The 17,096-nt window shown below is 59.6% G+C and carries 16 protein-coding genes; 11 read left to right on the forward strand and 5 right to left on the reverse strand.

What is annotated here, in order from left to right; genetic code table 11:
• Positions 1–3: 3 nt before the first annotated feature.
• Positions 4–1,137: an efflux RND transporter periplasmic adaptor subunit gene (locus JFV26_RS20115; RefSeq protein WP_201194939.1), complete on the reverse strand. Its 1,134-nt coding sequence runs from the start codon at positions 1,135–1,137 to the stop codon at positions 4–6.
• A 523-nt stretch (positions 1,138–1,660) separates the two neighbouring features.
• On the opposite strand from JFV26_RS20115, the gene JFV26_RS20120 reads away from it, so the two are divergent.
• Positions 1,661–2,266: a TetR/AcrR family transcriptional regulator gene (locus JFV26_RS20120; RefSeq protein WP_201194941.1), complete on the forward strand. Its 606-nt coding sequence runs from the start codon at positions 1,661–1,663 to the stop codon at positions 2,264–2,266.
• Positions 2,267–2,382: 116 nt separating this feature from the next.
• Here JFV26_RS20120 and JFV26_RS20125 read toward each other — a convergent pair whose 3' ends face one another.
• Together JFV26_RS20125 and JFV26_RS20130 are read right to left on the reverse strand one after the other, a co-directional pair.
• Positions 2,383–2,841, reverse strand: a complete 459-nt coding sequence (locus tag JFV26_RS20125) for an REP-associated tyrosine transposase (RefSeq protein ID WP_201194943.1) — start codon at positions 2,839–2,841, stop codon at positions 2,383–2,385.
• Positions 2,842–3,057: 216 nt separating this feature from the next.
• A complete protein-coding gene (locus JFV26_RS20130) occupies positions 3,058–3,498 on the reverse strand; it encodes a GlcG/HbpS family heme-binding protein (protein WP_201194945.1) in 441 nt (146 codons plus the stop codon).
• Between the two features lie 268 nt (positions 3,499–3,766).
• On the opposite strand from JFV26_RS20130, the gene gcl reads away from it, so the two are divergent.
• The 8 genes from gcl to JFV26_RS20170 all read left to right on the forward strand — a co-directional run bounded on the left by gcl (position 3,767) and on the right by JFV26_RS20170 (position 13,413).
• The gene (gene gcl / locus JFV26_RS20135) at positions 3,767–5,542 is read left to right on the forward strand and encodes a glyoxylate carboligase (RefSeq protein WP_201194947.1); all 1,776 of its coding nucleotides are present in this window, start codon (positions 3,767–3,769) and stop codon (positions 5,540–5,542) included.
• Positions 5,543–5,684: 142 nt separating this feature from the next.
• Positions 5,685–6,467: a hydroxypyruvate isomerase gene (gene hyi, locus JFV26_RS20140; RefSeq protein ID WP_201194949.1), complete on the forward strand. Its 783-nt coding sequence runs from the start codon at positions 5,685–5,687 to the stop codon at positions 6,465–6,467.
• Between the two features lie 69 nt (positions 6,468–6,536).
• Positions 6,537–7,424 carry a 2-hydroxy-3-oxopropionate reductase gene (locus JFV26_RS20145; protein WP_201194951.1) on the forward strand — a complete coding sequence of 296 codons (888 nt, stop codon included), beginning with the start codon at positions 6,537–6,539 and terminating at the stop codon, positions 7,422–7,424.
• Between the two features lie 193 nt (positions 7,425–7,617).
• Positions 7,618–8,898 carry a glycerate kinase type-2 family protein gene (locus JFV26_RS20150; protein ID WP_201194953.1) on the forward strand — a complete coding sequence of 427 codons (1,281 nt, stop codon included), beginning with the start codon at positions 7,618–7,620 and terminating at the stop codon, positions 8,896–8,898.
• Positions 8,888–10,303 (forward strand): pyruvate kinase, encoded by a 1,416-nt coding sequence (gene pyk, locus JFV26_RS20155; protein ID WP_201194955.1) that lies wholly within the window; start codon positions 8,888–8,890, stop codon positions 10,301–10,303. The genes JFV26_RS20150 and pyk overlap by 11 nt, the downstream gene beginning before the upstream one ends.
• A 142-nt stretch (positions 10,304–10,445) precedes the next feature.
• Positions 10,446–11,360, forward strand: coding sequence for an urea transporter (locus JFV26_RS20160; protein WP_201194957.1), 915 nt, complete (start codon positions 10,446–10,448; stop codon positions 11,358–11,360).
• A 23-nt stretch (positions 11,361–11,383) separates the two neighbouring features.
• On the forward strand, positions 11,384–12,208 hold the full coding sequence (locus JFV26_RS20165; RefSeq protein WP_201194959.1) for an ion transporter: 825 nt from the start codon (positions 11,384–11,386) through the stop codon (positions 12,206–12,208).
• A 209-nt stretch (positions 12,209–12,417) separates the two neighbouring features.
• Complete coding sequence (locus JFV26_RS20170; RefSeq protein WP_201194961.1) at positions 12,418–13,413, forward strand: sulfate ABC transporter substrate-binding protein; 996 nt, start codon at positions 12,418–12,420, stop codon at positions 13,411–13,413.
• Between the two features lie 191 nt (positions 13,414–13,604).
• Here the strand turns inward: JFV26_RS20170 and JFV26_RS20175 are convergent, their stop codons facing one another.
• On the reverse strand, positions 13,605–14,234 hold the full coding sequence (locus tag JFV26_RS20175) for a DUF5666 domain-containing protein (protein ID WP_201194963.1): 630 nt from the start codon (positions 14,232–14,234) through the stop codon (positions 13,605–13,607).
• Between the two features lie 233 nt (positions 14,235–14,467).
• Here JFV26_RS20175 and JFV26_RS20180 point away from each other — a divergent pair, with 233 nt between their 5' ends.
• Positions 14,468–15,673, forward strand: a complete 1,206-nt coding sequence (locus tag JFV26_RS20180; RefSeq protein WP_201194964.1) for an MFS transporter — start codon at positions 14,468–14,470, stop codon at positions 15,671–15,673.
• Positions 15,674–15,751: 78 nt separating this feature from the next.
• Here the strand turns inward: JFV26_RS20180 and JFV26_RS20185 are convergent, their stop codons facing one another.
• Positions 15,752–16,138: a type II toxin-antitoxin system HicB family antitoxin gene (locus tag JFV26_RS20185; protein WP_342215476.1), complete on the reverse strand. Its 387-nt coding sequence runs from the start codon at positions 16,136–16,138 to the stop codon at positions 15,752–15,754.
• Between the two features lie 274 nt (positions 16,139–16,412).
• Between JFV26_RS20185 and JFV26_RS20190 the strand changes: the two genes are divergently transcribed.
• Positions 16,413–17,069: a peroxiredoxin-like family protein gene (locus JFV26_RS20190; RefSeq protein WP_201194965.1), complete on the forward strand. Its 657-nt coding sequence runs from the start codon at positions 16,413–16,415 to the stop codon at positions 17,067–17,069.
• The last annotated feature ends 27 nt before the right edge of the window (positions 17,070–17,096 follow it).

Here is a 17,096-nt window from a genome sequence, read left to right on the forward strand (position 1 = left end):
CCCTCACTGCGCGACGACCTTCACCGCAGAACCGTCATCCAGTTTGTCCGCGCCCTCGGTGACCACCTGCTCGCCCTGTTTCACGCCATTGTCGAGAATCGCCGAAACATCGCCCGTGGCCGGCCCGGTCTTGACGTTACGCAGGCTGACCTTGTTGCCGGGGTCGACCACCACAAACACGAAATCACCCTTGCTGCCGTGCTGAATCGCCCGGGTCGGCACCACCGTGATTTGCGTCAGGGTATCGGCCCTGAGCCGGGCGTTGACGAACTGATTGGGAAACAGCGCCTTGCCCGAGTCATCGAACTGCGCCTTGACCTTGATCGTACCGGTGCTGGTATCGACCTGATTGTCCAGCGCCAGCAGGCTGCCGGTGCCCAACAGGTTGTGCTTGTTACGGTCGTAGGCCAGTACCGTCACCGCGCCTTTGGCCATGGCCTGATTGATCGCCCCCAGATCATCTTCGGGCACAGCGAAGACCACGGTCGCCGGGGTCATCTGGGTAATCACCGCAATACCGGTGGTGCTCGCGGTGGTAACGTAATTGCCGGGATCGACCTGGCGCAAACCGACCACTCCATCGACCGGTGAGGTGATGGTGCAATAACTCAACTGCACTTCCAGGTTCTGCACACTGCCCTGATCGGAGGCGACCGTGCCTTGCAGCTGCTGTACCAGCGAGGCTTGGGTGTCGAGGGTTTGCTGGGTGGTGGAGCCGACTTTGATCAGCTCGCGATAGCGCGCCAGGTCCCGCACTGCGTTGCTCAGCAACGCCTGATCATGCATGAGCGTGCCCTTGGCTACCGCCAGTTGCGCCTTGAGCGCGCGGTCGTCGATGCGGGCGATGACCTGACCCTTGTGCACCTGCTGGCCTTCCTTGAATTCGACCGAGCTGAGAATCCCATCGACCTGGGTAATCACCGTCACACTACGGGTCGGCGTGACCGTGCCCAAGGCATCGATGTACACCGGCACATCCTGCAACTTGACGGCCACTGCCGCCACGGGCTCGGCGGAGGGCGGCGGTTTGACCTTGTTGCGCCCCAGCACCAGAAAATACCAAAGCGCGACCGCGAGCAGCACCAGCAGGAGTACCCCGACTACCAGGCCGATTTTGCTTCGTCTGCTTTTCTCCACAGTGTTCACTCGAACAGGCCGACAGTGATGCGCGGCGATTGGAAGTGAAGCCCGCCCACCCAAGATCAATGGTGCCAATGGCTGATCGCTGCCTTGAACTCTAGCAGTGGGTCGGCGGTTCACCCGAACATCCGCGAACTTGTTCAGCATACCGACAGAGATTGTCAGTAAGCAGGGGGCACTCTCAATTAGTTTCCCTACCGCGCCGGGTCTGCTGTTGTGCAGGGCAAGGCGCGAGAAGCGTGGTTTGGTCATTCCAAATAAGCTTCGAGCAACGCAGCCCTGCACAACAGTAGGCCCGGCCCTTCGGGTTGTGCCTTAAAGCGGGCCAGGCTGCGTTGCAGGCCTTGGAAAGGGAACGACCATTCCCAGCGGCCTGCGCCTTGCCTGGCCCGCTTTAAGGCGACAACGCGGCAGGGAAACTTTGAGAGCGCCCCCTGGCGGTTACAGGCATTCTTGAGCGCCGCGCGAGGCCGGTGCTACCATGCGCAACCGCCAGAACAGGCAAGGAACCCCCTGGTTTATGAGCACTATCCGCGAGCGCAACAAAGAACTGATCCTGCGTGCCGCCAGTGAAGAATTTGCCGACAAGGGCTTCGCTGCGACCAAAACCAGTGATATCGCAGCCAAGGCCGGATTGCCCAAGCCCAACGTCTACTACTACTTCAAATCCAAGGAAAACCTCTACCGCGAGGTCCTGGAAAGCATCATCGAACCGATCCTGCAGGCCTCGACGCCGTTCAACGCCGACGGCGTGCCCGGCGAAGTGCTGAGCGGCTATATCCGCTCCAAGATCCGCATCTCCCGCGATTTGCCCTTCGCCTCCAAGGTGTTCGCCAGCGAAATCATGCACGGCGCCCCACACCTGAGCGCCGACCTGGTCGAACGACTCAACGGCCAGGCCAAACACAACATCGACTGCATCCAGACCTGGATCGACCGCGGCCAGATCGCCGCCATCGACCCCAACCACCTGATGTTCAGCATCTGGGCCGCGACCCAGACCTACGCCGACTTTGACTGGCAGATTTCTGCGGTGACCGGTAAAGCGAAGCTGGACGAGGCGGATTACGAGGCTGCGGCGCAGACGATTATTCGGTTGGTGCTCAAGGGGTGTGAGCCGGACTGAAAGACCGCGGCGCGGCTATTCGCGAGCAAGCCCGCTCCCACACTCGATCTGCGACACACTGGAGATCCAATGTGGGAGCGGGCTTGCTCGCGAATGGGGGCAACTCGGTCCCGAGCCTAAAGCCAAATGGCATCCCACAACGGATAGTCGCCAAGCTCCTCAACCAGTCCCGCCCGCAATGGGTTGGCGACAACATAGCGAGCAAGTTTCACCAAGTCCTCCTCACGACGCAGCGCATGATCATGAAAGCTCTGCTGCCAGAGACTGCCCGTTCTGCCGGTGGCGGCATTGATTGATCGAGTACTTAACGATTTGGCCTGGCACATCAACTGGCCCAGTGATCCTTTTTGCAATTGGATCAACCAGTGGAAATGGTCAGGCATGACAACATAGGCCAAGGAGTCGGCAAACCCCTGCTCCTGTGCGTTTTTGAATTGCTGTACGACCATCCGTCCCAAGCTGTAATCCCTGAAAATAGGCGCCCGCTTGAGAGTATTGGCCGTCAGAAGGTAGATGCGATTTTGTTCCGTATGACGACCGATTCGAAGACGATGTGACGCTGACAGCTCAGGCATTCCTTTGCCTCTCTCCTGAATGAACTCATGAGAAGGCTAGATCAGGACATCCGAGACTCGAGGGTAGACTTTTAGCTGGATGTGTCTGGGAGATTGCCTTCGCGAGCAAGCCCGCTCCCACAGTGGATTGGCGGTGTTCACACATGTTGTGTCCACCACAGGCCTAATGTGGGAGCGGGCTTGCTCGCGAAAGCGGTAGATCAATCAACAAAAATGTCAGGCAGTCACCCCCGCATCCGCCCGCAACCCCTGCGCCTCAATCGCACTGATCGCACACTGTTCATCCACATCCGACAGATCGCCGCTGATGCCTACCGCTCCCAGCACATTCCCGTCCTGATCCCGAATCAACACACCGCCCGGTGCCGGCACGACGCTGCCCTGCCCCAGGCTATTCAATGCAGCAATAAACGCCGGGCGTTGCTGGGCATCCAGTGCCAGCAGCCGCGAGCCTTTGCCCAGCGCAATCGCACCCCAGGCTTTGCCGATGGCGATTTGCGGGCGCAGCAGGCTGGCGCCGTCTTCTCGCTGTAGAGAAAGAAGATGCCCGCCGGCATCCAATACAGCGATGGTCAGTGGAGCTGCGCAAATTGCACGCCCTGCGGCGATGGCCTGACTGGTCAGGCTGACTGCGACTTTCAAGGTTAAAGCGCTCATGGTGCCGTCCTCATTTTGTTTTTGGGAAAGCCGTTGGACTGCTTCGTAATGCCGCAGTCCGATGCAACAAATAGAACACAATAGATTATTTATTTGTATACAATAATTATAAAAAAGCGCCACATGCGACGAAAAGCCACAGTAGAACGGGCTTCCGACGAATGAAACAGTCGCTTGAGAAAATGGATTGACCTGCGCCGTCCGCCGTGAATACACTCTGCGCAAAGCCACTTGTATACAATTACAAAACGTAAGAGGCACCAAAACAATGAGCAAAATGAGAGCAATCGAAGCCGCCGTTCTGGTGATGCGCCGCGAAGGGGTTGATACCGCTTTTGGCATCCCGGGCGCCGCGATCAACCCGCTGTACTCCGCCTTGCAGAAGGTCGGTGGCATCGATCACGTCCTCGCACGCCATGTTGAAGGCGCTTCGCACATGGCCGAGGGCTACACCCGCACCAAGGCTGGCAACATCGGCGTGTGCATCGGCACTTCCGGCCCGGCGGGCACTGACATGGTCACCGGGCTTTACAGCGCCTCGGCCGACTCGATCCCGATTCTGTGCATCACCGGCCAGGCACCACGGGCCCGTATGCATAAGGAAGACTTCCAGGCCGTCGACATCACGGCCATCGTCAAGCCAGTGACCAAGTGGTCGACCACCGTCATGGAACCGGGCCAAGTGCCTTACGCGTTCCAGAAAGCTTTCTACGAAATGCGCTCCGGTCGTCCAGGCCCAGTGCTGATCGACCTGCCGTTCGACGTGCAGATGGCTGAAATCGAATTCGACATCGATGCCTACGAACCACTGCCACTGGCCAAGCCCACCGCTAACCGCGTGCAAATCGAGAAGGCCCTGGCCATGCTCGATCAGGCTGAGCGCCCATTGCTGGTCGCCGGTGGCGGCATCATCAACGCCGACGCCAGCGAGTTGCTGGTGGAGTTTGCCGAGTTGACCGGCATTCCAGTGATCCCGACCCTGATGGGCTGGGGCACCATCCCGGACGATCACCCCTTGATGGTCGGCATGGTTGGCTTGCAGACTTCCCACCGTTACGGCAACGCAACGATGCTGAAATCGGACGTGGTGCTGGGCGTCGGTAACCGCTGGGCCAACCGCCACACCGGCTCGATCGACGTCTACACCGAAGGCCGCAAGTTCATTCACGTTGACATCGAACCGACGCAAATCGGCCGTGTGTTCACCCCGGACCTGGGCATCGTTTCCGACGCCGCTGCCGCGCTGACCGTGTTCATCGAAGTCGCTCGTGAATGGCAAGCTGCTGGCAAGCTGAAAAACCGCAGCGCCTGGCTGCAAGATTGCCAGCAGCGCAAAGCCAGCCTGCATCGCAAGACTCACTTCGACAACGTGCCGGTCAAGCCGCAGCGCGTGTATGAAGAGATGAACCAGGTGTTCGGCAAAGACACCTGCTACGTCAGCACCATCGGTCTGTCGCAGATTGCCGGCGCGCAGTTCCTGCACGTCTACAAACCGCGTCACTGGATCAACTGCGGTCAGGCCGGCCCGTTGGGCTGGACCATTCCGGCAGCGCTGGGCGTGGTCAAGGCTGATCCGACCCGCAAAGTTGTGGCATTGTCTGGCGACTACGACTTCCAGTTCATGATCGAAGAATTGGCGGTGGGCGCGCAGTTCAAACTGCCGTACATCCACGTGGTGGTGAACAACTCGTACCTGGGGCTGATCCGTCAGGCCCAGCGCGGTTTCGACATGGACTACTGCGTGCAGCTGTCCTTCGATAACCTCAACGCTCCGGAACTCAATGGTTACGGTGTCGACCACGTCGCAGTTGCCGAAGGCCTCGGCTGCAAGGCACTGCGAGTGTTCGAACCGGGTCAGATCCAGCCAGCCCTGCGCAAGGCTCAGGAACTGATGGAAGAGTTCAAGGTGCCGGTGATCGTCGAGATTATCCTGGAGCGCGTGACCAACATTTCCATGGGCACCGAGATCAACGCGGTCAACGAATTCGAAGACCTGGCGTTGGTCGGCAACGATGCGCCGACCGCGATTTCGTTGCTCGATTAAGAACGACCTGATCCTGTAGCAGCTGCCGAGGCACGAGGCTGCGTTGCGTGTCCGAAGGACCGCCATCGGGGGCCGCTTCGCAGCCCAACGCAGCCTCGTGCCTCGGCAGCTGCTACAGGCCATATTTTTACGGGAGACCACCATGCCGCGTTTCGCAGCCAACCTGTCCATGCTGTTCACCGAACAGGATTTTCTTGCCCGTTTTGAAGCGGCCGCCAAGGCCGGTTTCAGTGGTGTCGAATACCTGTTCCCTTACGACTTCAGCTCCGCCGAGATCAAGGCCAAGCTCGACGCCAACGGTCTGACCCAGGTGCTGTTCAACCTGCCCGCCGGTGACTGGGCCAAGGGCGAACGCGGTATCGCGTGCCTGCCGGATCGGGTCGAAGAGTTCCGCGCCGGGGTCGATCTGGCCATTGCCTACGCCAAAGTGCTGGGCAACACCCAGATCAACTGCCTGGCCGGGCTTCGTCCACAAAACGTCGATGATGCCAGCGTGGAAAAAACCTTCGTCAGCAACCTGAAGTACGCGGCCGACAAGCTGCAAGCGGCGGGCATCAAACTGGTGATGGAAGCGATCAACACCCGCGACATCCCGGGCTTCTACCTGAACAACACCGCACAAGCCCTGTCGATTCGCGAACAGGTCGGCAGCGCCAACCTGTTCCTGCAATACGACATCTACCACATGCAAATCATGGAAGGCGACCTGGCCCGCACCCTGCAATCGCACCTGGGCGAGATCAACCACGTGCAGTTGGCGGACAACCCGGGACGCAACGAACCGGGCACCGGTGAAATCAACTTCCGCTTCCTGTTCGAACACCTGGACCGCATTGGTTATCAGGGGTGGGTTGGCTGTGAATACAAGCCACTGACCACCACTGAAGCCGGTTTGGGCTGGTTGAAAACCCATAACGCAATCTAAACGTATATCCCTGTAGGAGCCTTCGGCAGCTCCTACAGGGGGCATATAAATACAAGAGAGGATTTTCTCATGGCTAAAATCGGATTTATCGGCACCGGCATCATGGGCCACCCAATGGCGTTGAACCTGCAGAAAGCCGGTCACAGCCTGTTCCTGTCGGCGCACCATGACGCCGCCCCGGCTGACCTGGTTGCCGGTGGCGCCATCGCCCTGGCCAACCCGAAAGAAGTCGCCCAGGAAGCCGAATTCATCATCATCATGGTGCCGGATACACCGCAGGTCGACGACGTGCTGTTCCGCGCCGACGGTATTGCCGCCGGTGTTGGCAAAGGCAAAGTCGTGATCGACATGAGCTCGATCTCGCCCACGGCGACCAAAGCCTTCGCTGCCAAGATCAACGAAAAAGGCGCCCAGTACCTCGACGCGCCCGTGTCCGGCGGTGAAGTCGGCGCCAAGGCTGCGAGCCTGAGCATCATGATCGGCGGCGATGCCGATGCTTTCGAACGCGCCCTGCCGCTGTTCCAGGCCATGGGCAAGAACATCACCCTGGTCGGAGGCAATGGCGACGGTCAAACCGCGAAAGTGGCGAACCAGATCATTGTCGCGCTGAACATCCAGGCCGTGGCTGAAGCCTTGCTGTTCGCCTCGAAAAACGGCGCCGATCCTGCCAAGGTCCGTGAAGCGCTGATGGGCGGTTTCGCCTCCTCGAAGATCCTTGAAGTGCACGGCGAACGCATGATCAAAGGCACCTTTGACCCAGGCTTCCGCATCAGCCTGCACCAGAAGGACCTGAACCTGGCCCTGCAAGGTGCCCGCGAACTCAACATCAACCTGCCGAACACCGCCAACGCCCAGCAAGTGTTCAGCACCTGCGCGGCCATCGGTGGCAGCAACTGGGACCACTCGGCGCTGATCAAGGGCCTGGAACACATGGCGAATTTCTCGATTCGCAAGTAGGAGCTGCCGAAGGCTCGGGCCGCGTTCGGACGATCTTTTGATCTTTACGCCCGACCGCTCACCGCGTTATCCGCAAAAAGATCGCAGCCTGCGGCAGCTCCTACAGGGGTTGGTTCATCCTGCCAAAGGGTGAACCTTCCCAGCGCTGTCGCAGGCCGCCGTCCTCCAATAACAAGAATTCCGGGAGCCCGCCATGTCGGTCGATCCGCAACATCTGCTGCGCGAGCTGTTTGCCACAGCCATCGACGCGGCCCATCCGCAGCAAGTCCTCGAAGCCCATCTGCCCAAAGATCGTAGCGCTCGCGTGATCGTCATCGGCGCCGGCAAAGCCGCCGCCGCCATGGCCCAAGTGGTCGAGCGTTGCTGGCAGGGTGAAGTCTCGGGTTTAGTCGTCACCCGCTACGGTCACGGCGCGCCCTGCGAAAAAATCGAAGTGGTCGAAGCCGCGCACCCGGTGCCGGATGCGGCCGGTCTGGCTGTGGCCAAACGCGTGCTGGAACTGGTCAGCAACCTGACTGAAGACGACCGCGTGATCTTCCTGCTGTCCGGCGGTGGCTCTGCGCTCCTCGCACTTCCGGCACAAGGCATTACCCTCGCCGACAAACAATCAATCAACAAAGCCCTGCTCAAATCCGGCGCGACCATCGGTGAGATGAACTGCGTGCGCAAGCACCTCTCGGCGATCAAGGGCGGTCGTCTCGGCAAAGCCTGCTGGCCGGCGACTGTTTATACCTACGCGATTTCCGATGTACCGGGTGACCTTGCCACCGTCATTGCCTCGGGCCCGACAGTGGCCGACCCAAGCACCTCGGCCGAAGCCCTGGCGATCCTCAAGCGCTACAGCATCGAAGTCCCGGCCTCGGTGCGCACCTGGCTGCAAAACCCGGAATCGGAAACCGTCAAACCTGGCGATCCGAGCCTGGCCCGCAGCCATTTCCAATTGATCGCCCGCCCGCAGCAATCGCTGGAAGCGGCGGCGGTGAAGTGCCGTCAGGCCGGTTTCAGTCCGCTGATCCTCGGTGACCTGGAAGGCGAATCCCGGGAAGTGGCGAAGGTCCACGCCGGCATCGCACGGCAGATCGTCCTGCATGGCCAGCCATTGGCAGCGCCGTGCGTGATTCTCTCCGGCGGCGAAACCACGGTCACCGTGCGCGGCAACGGTCGCGGTGGACGTAATGCCGAATTCCTCCTGAGCCTGACTGACAGCCTCAAAGGCCTGCCCGGCGTCTACGCCCTGGCCGGCGACACCGACGGCATCGACGGCTCCGAGGACAACGCCGGCGCGATCATGACCCCGGACAGCTACGCCCGCGCCGCCGCCCTCGGCTTGAGCGCCAGCGACGAGTTGGACAACAACAATGGCTACGGCTATTTCGAGGCGCTGGACGCCCTGATCGTTACCGAGCCGACCCGCACCAACGTCAACGACTTCCGCGCCATCCTGATTCTCGAGAGCACACACCATGACGCCTGATAAAAAGGTCAAAATCCTCGCCACCCTCGGTCCGGCTACTGACGGAATCGATGACATCCGCGAACTGGTGCAGGCTGGGGTCAACATCTTCCGGCTGAATTTCAGCCATGGCGATCACGCCGACCATGCACAGCGTTACCAATGGATTCGTGAAGTCGAGCGTCAGCTCAATTACCCGCTCGGGATTCTGATGGACCTGCAAGGCCCGAAACTGCGGGTCGGCAAGTTCGCCGACGGCAAGGTGCAACTGCATCGCGGCCAGGCCCTGCGCCTGGACCTCGACCCGACGCCGGGCGACGAGCGCCGGGTCAACCTGCCGCACCCGGAAATCATCGCTGCGCTGGAGCCGGGCATGGACCTGCTGCTGGACGACGGCAAGTTGCGTCTGCGCGTAGTCACCAAGTACTCCGACGCGATCGACACCACCGTGCTCAATGGCGGAGAACTGTCGGACCGTAAAGGCGTGAACGTGCCGCAAGCGGTGCTCGACCTCAGCCCGCTGACCGCCAAGGATCGTCGCGATTTGAGCTTCGGTCTGGAGCTGGGCGTGGACTGGGTAGCGCTGTCGTTCGTGCAGCGTGCGGAAGACATTCGTGAAGCCCGCGCGTTGATCGGCGACAAAGCGTTCTTGATGGCCAAGATCGAGAAACCGTCGGCGGTCACTCAGTTGCGGGAAATCGCCGAATTGAGCGACGCGATCATGGTGGCTCGCGGTGACCTGGGTGTGGAAGTACCGGCCGAAAGCGTGCCGCAGATTCAGAAGAACATCATCACCGTTTGCCGCGAACTCGGTAAGCCTGTCGTGGTGGCGACGCAGATGCTTGAGTCGATGCGTTTCTCCCCGGCCCCGACCCGCGCCGAGGTGACTGACGTCGCCAATGCCGTGGCTGAAGGCGCGGATGCGGTGATGCTGTCGGCGGAAACCGCGTCCGGCGAATACCCGCTGGAAGCCGTGCAGATGATGAGCAAAATCATCCGTCAGGTGGAAAACGGTCCGGACTATCAGGCCCAACTCGATGTGAGCCGGCCGAAGGCAGAAGCGACCGTTTCCGATGCGATCAGCTGCGCGATCCGGCGCATCAGTAACGTGCTGCCGGTGGCAGTGCTGGTGAACTACAGCGAGTCCGGGACGTCGAGCCTGCGAGCGGCGCGGGAACGGCCGACGGTGCCGATCCTCAACCTGACGCCGAACCTGCAAACCGCTCGCCGCTTGACCGTGGCGTGGGGCGTGCACTCGGTGGTCAACGATCGGCTGCGGCAGGTGGATGAGGTGTGCTCGACGGCGCTCGAGATTGCTCAGGCGCAAGGCATGGCCAAGCGTGGCGATACGTTATTGATCACTGCGGGCGTGCCGTTTGGGCAGCCAGGGTCGACTAATTCGTTGCGTATCGAGACGTTGATTTAGCGCCTGTACCGGCCTCTTCGCGGGCAAGCCTCGCTCCTACGGATTTACGTCGGCCGCGATAATGGGCACGACTCAAACCTGTAGGAGCGAGGCTTGCCCGCGAAGAACGATCACACGGTCCACCTGACAAACAAAAATAAAAATGCCTGCCAACCACTTCAACACCCACTGCCCCGACTGGGCCACTGCCCTGCTCAACGGTTTCAGTCAGATTTTCCTCCAGCGCCATCCGCTGTGCGGTCTGCTGTGCCTGTTGGCGATTCTTTTTACCGCCCCGGCCCTGCTCGGCGGTGCGCTGCTGGGCGGGGTCGCCGGGTTGCTGACCGCACAACGTCGCGGCTATGCCAAGGCTGATCGTCAGGCCGGGCAGTTCAGCTACAACGGCGTTTTGCTCGGCCTGTTGCTGAGCCTGTATTTCCCCTGGTCCGCGCTGTTGCCGCCGCTGATCATCGCCTGCGGTGGCCTGAGTGCGATGCTCACCGAACAATGGCTCAAGCGCTGCCGTGATCATCAGTGCCTGCCGGCCTACACCGCACCGTTCGTTGGCCTGGGCTGGATGCTGCTCGCATTCGCCGCGCCCCAGCACCCGGTGCCACTGATTGAAATGAACACCTTCAACCTGATCGCCGCTGCATTGAAAGGCTTGGGCCAAGTGATGTTTCTCGGTCATCCATTGGCGGGAGCGCTGATTGCCGCGGGTTTGCTGATCGCCGACCGTCGTGGGTTTTTCTGGGCGTTGCTGGGTTCGCTGGCCGGTCTGGGCTTCGCCCTGCTGCATCACGAAACCTCCAGCGCATTGTCAGGCTTGAGCAGCTACAACCCGGTGCTCGCCGCCCTCGCCTTCAGCCAGGTCCGTCGCCAACCCTGGTTGCCACTGCTGGGCATTGTGCTGGCGGTTTTGCTGACGCCAGGCTTCACCGCGATAGGTCTGGCCACGCTGACCGCGCCGTTCATCCTCGCTTGCTGGCTGATTCGTGCCAGCATGCGCCTGCTGCGCCAGGCCGCCAAAGACACTGCGCCTTGCGCTACCGGGGAGAATCACCCTAGGCTGCGCTAATTTTCATGCCCGGGGCGATTTGAATGAAAGGCAACGACACGTGGCGCAATCGCCTGTACGTGATGATTTTCCGGACCGACACCGTGGCTGGCCGGCGCTTTGACAGCACGTTGCTGCTGATCATCCTCGCCAGCCTGGTGATCGTGATCCTCGACAGCATTGACGCGGTTCATCAGAACTACGCCGGCATACTGGCGTACATCGAGTGGGGTTTCACAGTCATCTTTCTGGGTGAGTACATCCTGCGCCTCTACTGCTCACCCAAACCGCTGCGTTATGCGTTCAGCTTTTACGGGCTGGTGGATTTGCTGGCGATCGTGCCCGGCATCCTCGCGCTGTACTATAGCGATGCGCAGTATTTGCTGATCATCCGGATCATTCGAATGCTGCGAATTTTCCGGGTTCTCAAGCTCGGCCCCTACCTGAAACAGGCCCATTACCTGCTCGATGCCCTGCGCGGCAGCAAGCAGAAAATCCTCGTCTTCCTGCTCGGCGTCTGTACCCTGGTGACCGTGTTCGGCACCCTGATGTATGTGGTCGAAGGCCCGGAACATGGCTTTACCAGCATCCCCAAAGGTATCTACTGGGCTATCGTGACCTTGACCACTGTCGGCTACGGCGACATCGTGCCGAAAACCGTGCTGGGGCAAATCATCTCGTCGATGGTGATGATCACCGGTTACTCGATCATCGCCGTCCCTACCGGGATTTTTACCGCTGAACTGGCCAGTGCAATGCGCGGCGAACAACAGCAACACGACTGTCCTGTGTGCAAGAAAAACAGCCACGAACCGAGTGCGGCGTTTTGCTCGCGGTGTGGCAATGCGTTGTTTACAAAGCTGGAATAAGCAAAGAGCTTTTTAATCTTTAAAGGACTATGCGTGCCCGGCTATAGTCGCTGGCAAAACGGTGGCAACACCTCTTCAATGACTGAAAAATAACCTGTAGGAGCTGCCGAAGGCTGCGATCTTTTGATGTTGATCTTCAACGGTCTCGCAAGGATCAAGATCAAAAGATCGCAGCCTGCGGCAGCTCCTACCAGAACAAGGAATGCGCAGTGAAAAAACTCTTTGGCGCCTCACTTCTGGCCGCTGGTCTGGCATTGACCAGCGTGGCTCAGGCCGCACCGACCCTGCTCAACGTTTCCTACGACGTGATGCGCGATTTCTACAAGGACTACAACACTGCGTTCCAGAAACACTGGCAAGCCGAACACAACGAAAACATCACCCTGCAGATGTCTTTCGGCGGCTCGAGCAAACAGGCACGTTCGGTGATCGACGGCCTGCCGGCTGACGTCATCACCATGAACATGGCGACCGACATCAACGCCCTGGCAGACAACGGCAAACTGGTCCCGGACAACTGGGTCACCCGCCTGCCGAACAACAGCGCGCCGTTCACCTCGGCCACTGTTTTCATCGTCCGCAAAGGCAACCCGAAAGCCCTGAAAGACTGGCCCGACCTGCTCAAGGACGGCGTACAAGTGATCGTGCCCAACCCGAAAACCTCGGGCAACGGCCGCTACACCTACCTCTCGGCCTGGGGCTACGTGCTGAAGAATGGCGGCGATGACGAAAAGGCCAAAGCCTTCGTCGGCAAACTGTTCAAACAGGCGCCAGTGCTGGACACCGGTGGCCGTGCAGCCACCACCACCTTCATGACCAACCAGATCGGCGACGTACTGGTGACCTTCGAAAACGAAGCGGAAATGATTGCCCGCGAGTTTGGCCGCGATCAGTTTGAGGTGATCTACCCGAGTGTTTCCGCCGAAGCTGAGCCGCCGGTGTCGGTGGTCGATAAAGTCGTCGACAAAAAAGGCACTCGTGCTGCTGCTGACGAATACCTGAAATACCTGTGGTCGCCTGAAGGTCAGGAGATTGCAGCGGCAAACTACCTGCGTCCGCGGGATCCGGCTGTTTTGGCCAAGTACACCGATCGCTTCCCTAAAGTTGACTTCCTGTCGGTAGAGAAGACCTTTGGTGACTGGCGCACCGTGCAGAAGACCCACTTCAATGATGGCGGGATTTTTGACCAGATTTATGCGCAGTAAAGGCTAAGGCTCAATGAAAAGGCGACCTGCGGAGGTCGCCTTTTTTGTGGCCAAACAGTAAATTTGTGTTCACCGAAGATCCCCTGTGGGAGCGGGCTTGCTCGCGAAAGCGGTGTCTCAGTAGACATCTCTGTTGAATGTGAAGCCGCCTTCGCGAGCAAGCCCGCTTCCACAGGGATTTCGGCAAGTCGTTACATCGGCGGTGTAACGCCATCCTTGCCCGCCGAGATGGATTGAGCCGTCAGCGTCCCGTCCGCACTCTGGGTCACAAACGTCACGATCTTCACGCCAACCTTCAACAAAGTGCGATCCCCCGGCATCAGGTTGACGATCGGCACGTCTTCCGGCACCAGAATCTTCTGCTGGCCGCCCTTGTAGTTAACGGTCAAGGTGCGGCCATTGCTGACCACCAGATCGCCAACGCTGCCATTGGTCATGCTGCTGCCCTTGGCCAGATCGAAGGGCCGGTGGCCGTCGCCGCTGCCGGCCAGCTCCGGTGGGAAGACGTGGACTTCCAGCGCCTTGAGGGTACCGTCATCCTGGGGGATGGCGGCCGAGCCGATGTAGCTGCCGGGTTTGATGTCTTCGATATTGGCCAGGGTGACGGCACGGACTTTGGTGTCCTTGGTCAAGGTGATGACCACGTTTTCGCCCGTCTTGGTGTGGACTTTCAGGGTGTCGGCATTGACGCCGGTAATCTCGCCGCGCACCCCGATGCGCAGGCCCGGAGCGTCGTCCGCTTGAGCCAGTCCTGCCGAGAATAAGGTAACCAGCGTAATCGCTGAGGCGCTGCGAATCAGGTGACGGAACATCGCATTCATGGAAGTGGCTTCCGGTTATGAAACGTGAAGAGAGAACATAAGCACGCTATCGAACAAGATGTAAGTGAATGTATCATCAGCCTCACTGTTTTGACGCAAGGTACATCGACGGACATCACAGTGGTCCGTCACTCATTCCGCAACGGAATGATTACTATCACTCCAATCCCTCTTCCGCCGTTTCGGTCAGCCCCTTAGCCTTTGCGCATTCCTCCTGTTTAGCGAGACACGTTATGAACCCAGCGACTCAGGCGCCCCACAGCGCTGTGACAATGACCAAAGGCATGGTGATGTTGTTCGCCTTCTGCTGCGGCGCCATCGTTGCCAACATCTATTACGCCCAACCGATCATCGGCCTGATCGCGCCGGACATCGGCCTGACCAGCACCATGGCCAGTTTCATCGTTTCGCTGACCCAGATTGGTTATGCGCTGGGCCTGTTCTTCCTGGTGCCGCTGGGTGATCTGCTGGAAAACCGCAAGTTGATGATCATCACCACGCTGGTGGCGATTGCCAGCCTGCTGGGTGCAGCGTTCACCGATCAGCCGAATGTGTTTCTGCTGATCTCGTTACTGGTGGGCTTCAGTTCGGTGTCGGTGCAGATTCTGATTCCGCTGGCCGCACACCTGGCGCCAGAAGAGTCCCGCGGTCGAGTGGTCGGCGGGATCATGGGCGGTTTGCTGTTGGGTATTCTATTGGCACGTCCCGTGTCCAGCCTGGTGGCTGACCACTTCGGCTGGCGGGCGATGTTCATCATTGCGGCAGCGTTGATGGCGGCGATCAGCATCGTGCTGGCGTTGACCATTCCCAAGCGCCAGCCTGATCACAGCGCTTCTTATGGTCAGTTGCTCGGCTCGCTGTGGACGCTGTTGCGTCAACAACCGGTCTTGCGCCAACGGGCGTTTTACCAGGGTTGCATGTTCGCCACCTTCAGCCTGTTCTGGACCGCGGTGCCGCTGGAACTGGCGCGCAATCATGGCCTGAGCCAGACCCAGATCGCGATCTTCGCTTTAGTCGGCGCCATCGGTGCCATCGCCGCACCGATTGCCGGTCGACTGGCCGACGCCGGGCATACCCGCAAAGCCTCACTGCTGGCCCTGATATTCGCCAGCCTGAGCTTCCTGCCGGCCTTCATCCACCCGCTCTACAGCGTCATCGGCCTGGCTGTCACTGGCGTGGTGCTCGACTTCTGCGTGCAAATGAACATGGTCCTTGGCCAGCGCGCGGTCTACGCCCTCGACGCCAAAAGCCGCAGCCGCTTGAATGCGTTGTACATGACCAGCATCTTCATCGGCGGCGCATTCGGTTCGTCGGTGGCCAGCGTGGTGTATGAACACGGCGGCTGGTTGTGGATCGTGATTGTGGGCAGTGCGTTTCCGTTGTTGGCATTGTTGCGGTTTTTGAGTGTTTCAAAAGCGCCTTCGCTGGCAACAGCATGAATCGCTAAAGGCTTCGCGGGCAAGCCTCGCTCCTACAGGAGTGGGGCTTGCCTGCGAATATGATGTGACTATCAACGCTCAGTGCCGAACCAGTTTTTCCATCGCCGCATCCGCCAGAAAGGAGGAGCGGCTTTTGACGTTGTGCTCGCGCACATAACGGTCAATGCGCTGAATCACGTAGCCCGGTAGCGTCACATTGACCTTCTCGGTTTTGCCCATGTACGGCGCGATGTCCAGCTCCAGCATTTCCCAGCCCATGTCGGCAAACTCGGGATTACTGCGGTGTGCGGCGGCAGAGGCCGGCATCGGAATGGGCTCCCCGTCAGCCGCAATCGCTTGCAGCATGATGTGGGCAATCTCGATTGTCGCGTTATAGGCGTCTTCAAACGTATCCCCGGCAGTGACTGCGCCTGGAATATCGGGGATCTGAATCCCGATGGCGGTGTTCTCGTCGCCCCACTCGATTCAGATGGGATATTGCATGATGGATCTCCTGTGTAGCTGGCTGGCGGGCACCACCAGCCTCCTAGCTCCGGCCAAACAAAAGCAACTCTAGAGCTATCTTTACTCACGCACAAAAATCGGAAGCACGACGTTCGGTTGTTTTACTGGGTGTGATTCAAGGCAGGACATTCCCTTGAAGAATGAAACCTATGCCCCTCACCCACGTTCCGCCTTCACCCAACCAAGGTCACCATTGATCACAGCCAAAACGGCTTCCCCATCAAGGATCAAGATCATGACCCTGCAAGCAAAACTCGATGCCTTCAAAGCCGACTTCAAGGCCGGTAAACCACCCTACAACGCCCCGTCCGACATCCACCCGATCATGGCGCGCGCCACAGCTGAATTGATCGCGTCCGGTGCAGCAAACAAGGCGCTGAAGGTCGGGGACAAGGCCCCGCTGTTTACCCTCAAGGATCCCGACGGCAATCCGGTGTCTTCGGCCAATCTGCTGGCCAAGGGTCCATTGGTGCTGACGTTTTACCGTGGCGTCTGGTGCCCGTACTGCAATCTGGAGCTGCAAGCCTTGCAGGCGTTCCTGCCGACCTTGCAGGAGGCCGGGGCTAACCTTGTAGCGATCTCGCCACAAATCGCCGCCAACAGCCGCAAATCGCTGCGCACCAATGGCCTGACGTTTGCGATTCTGAGCGATACCCACAACGACGTGGCGGACGCCTTTGGCCTGCGCTTCGAGGTGCCGGATTACCTGATCGGGCTGTACAAGAATCTGCGCAACGATCTGCCGACATTCAATGATGATCCATCCTGGACCCTGCCGATGCCGGCGCGTTATGTGATCGCTCGAAATGGCGTGATTCGTTACGCCGAGGTCAACCCGGATTACACTCAGCGGCCAGAGCCTGAAGCGATGCTGAATGCGATTCGCGGCTGAACCGATCACTGCCGCCTGAAGCGCGGC

The organism is Pseudomonas sp. TH31 (assembly GCF_016650815.1).
GTDB lineage: Bacteria > Pseudomonadota > Gammaproteobacteria > Pseudomonadales > Pseudomonadaceae > Aquipseudomonas.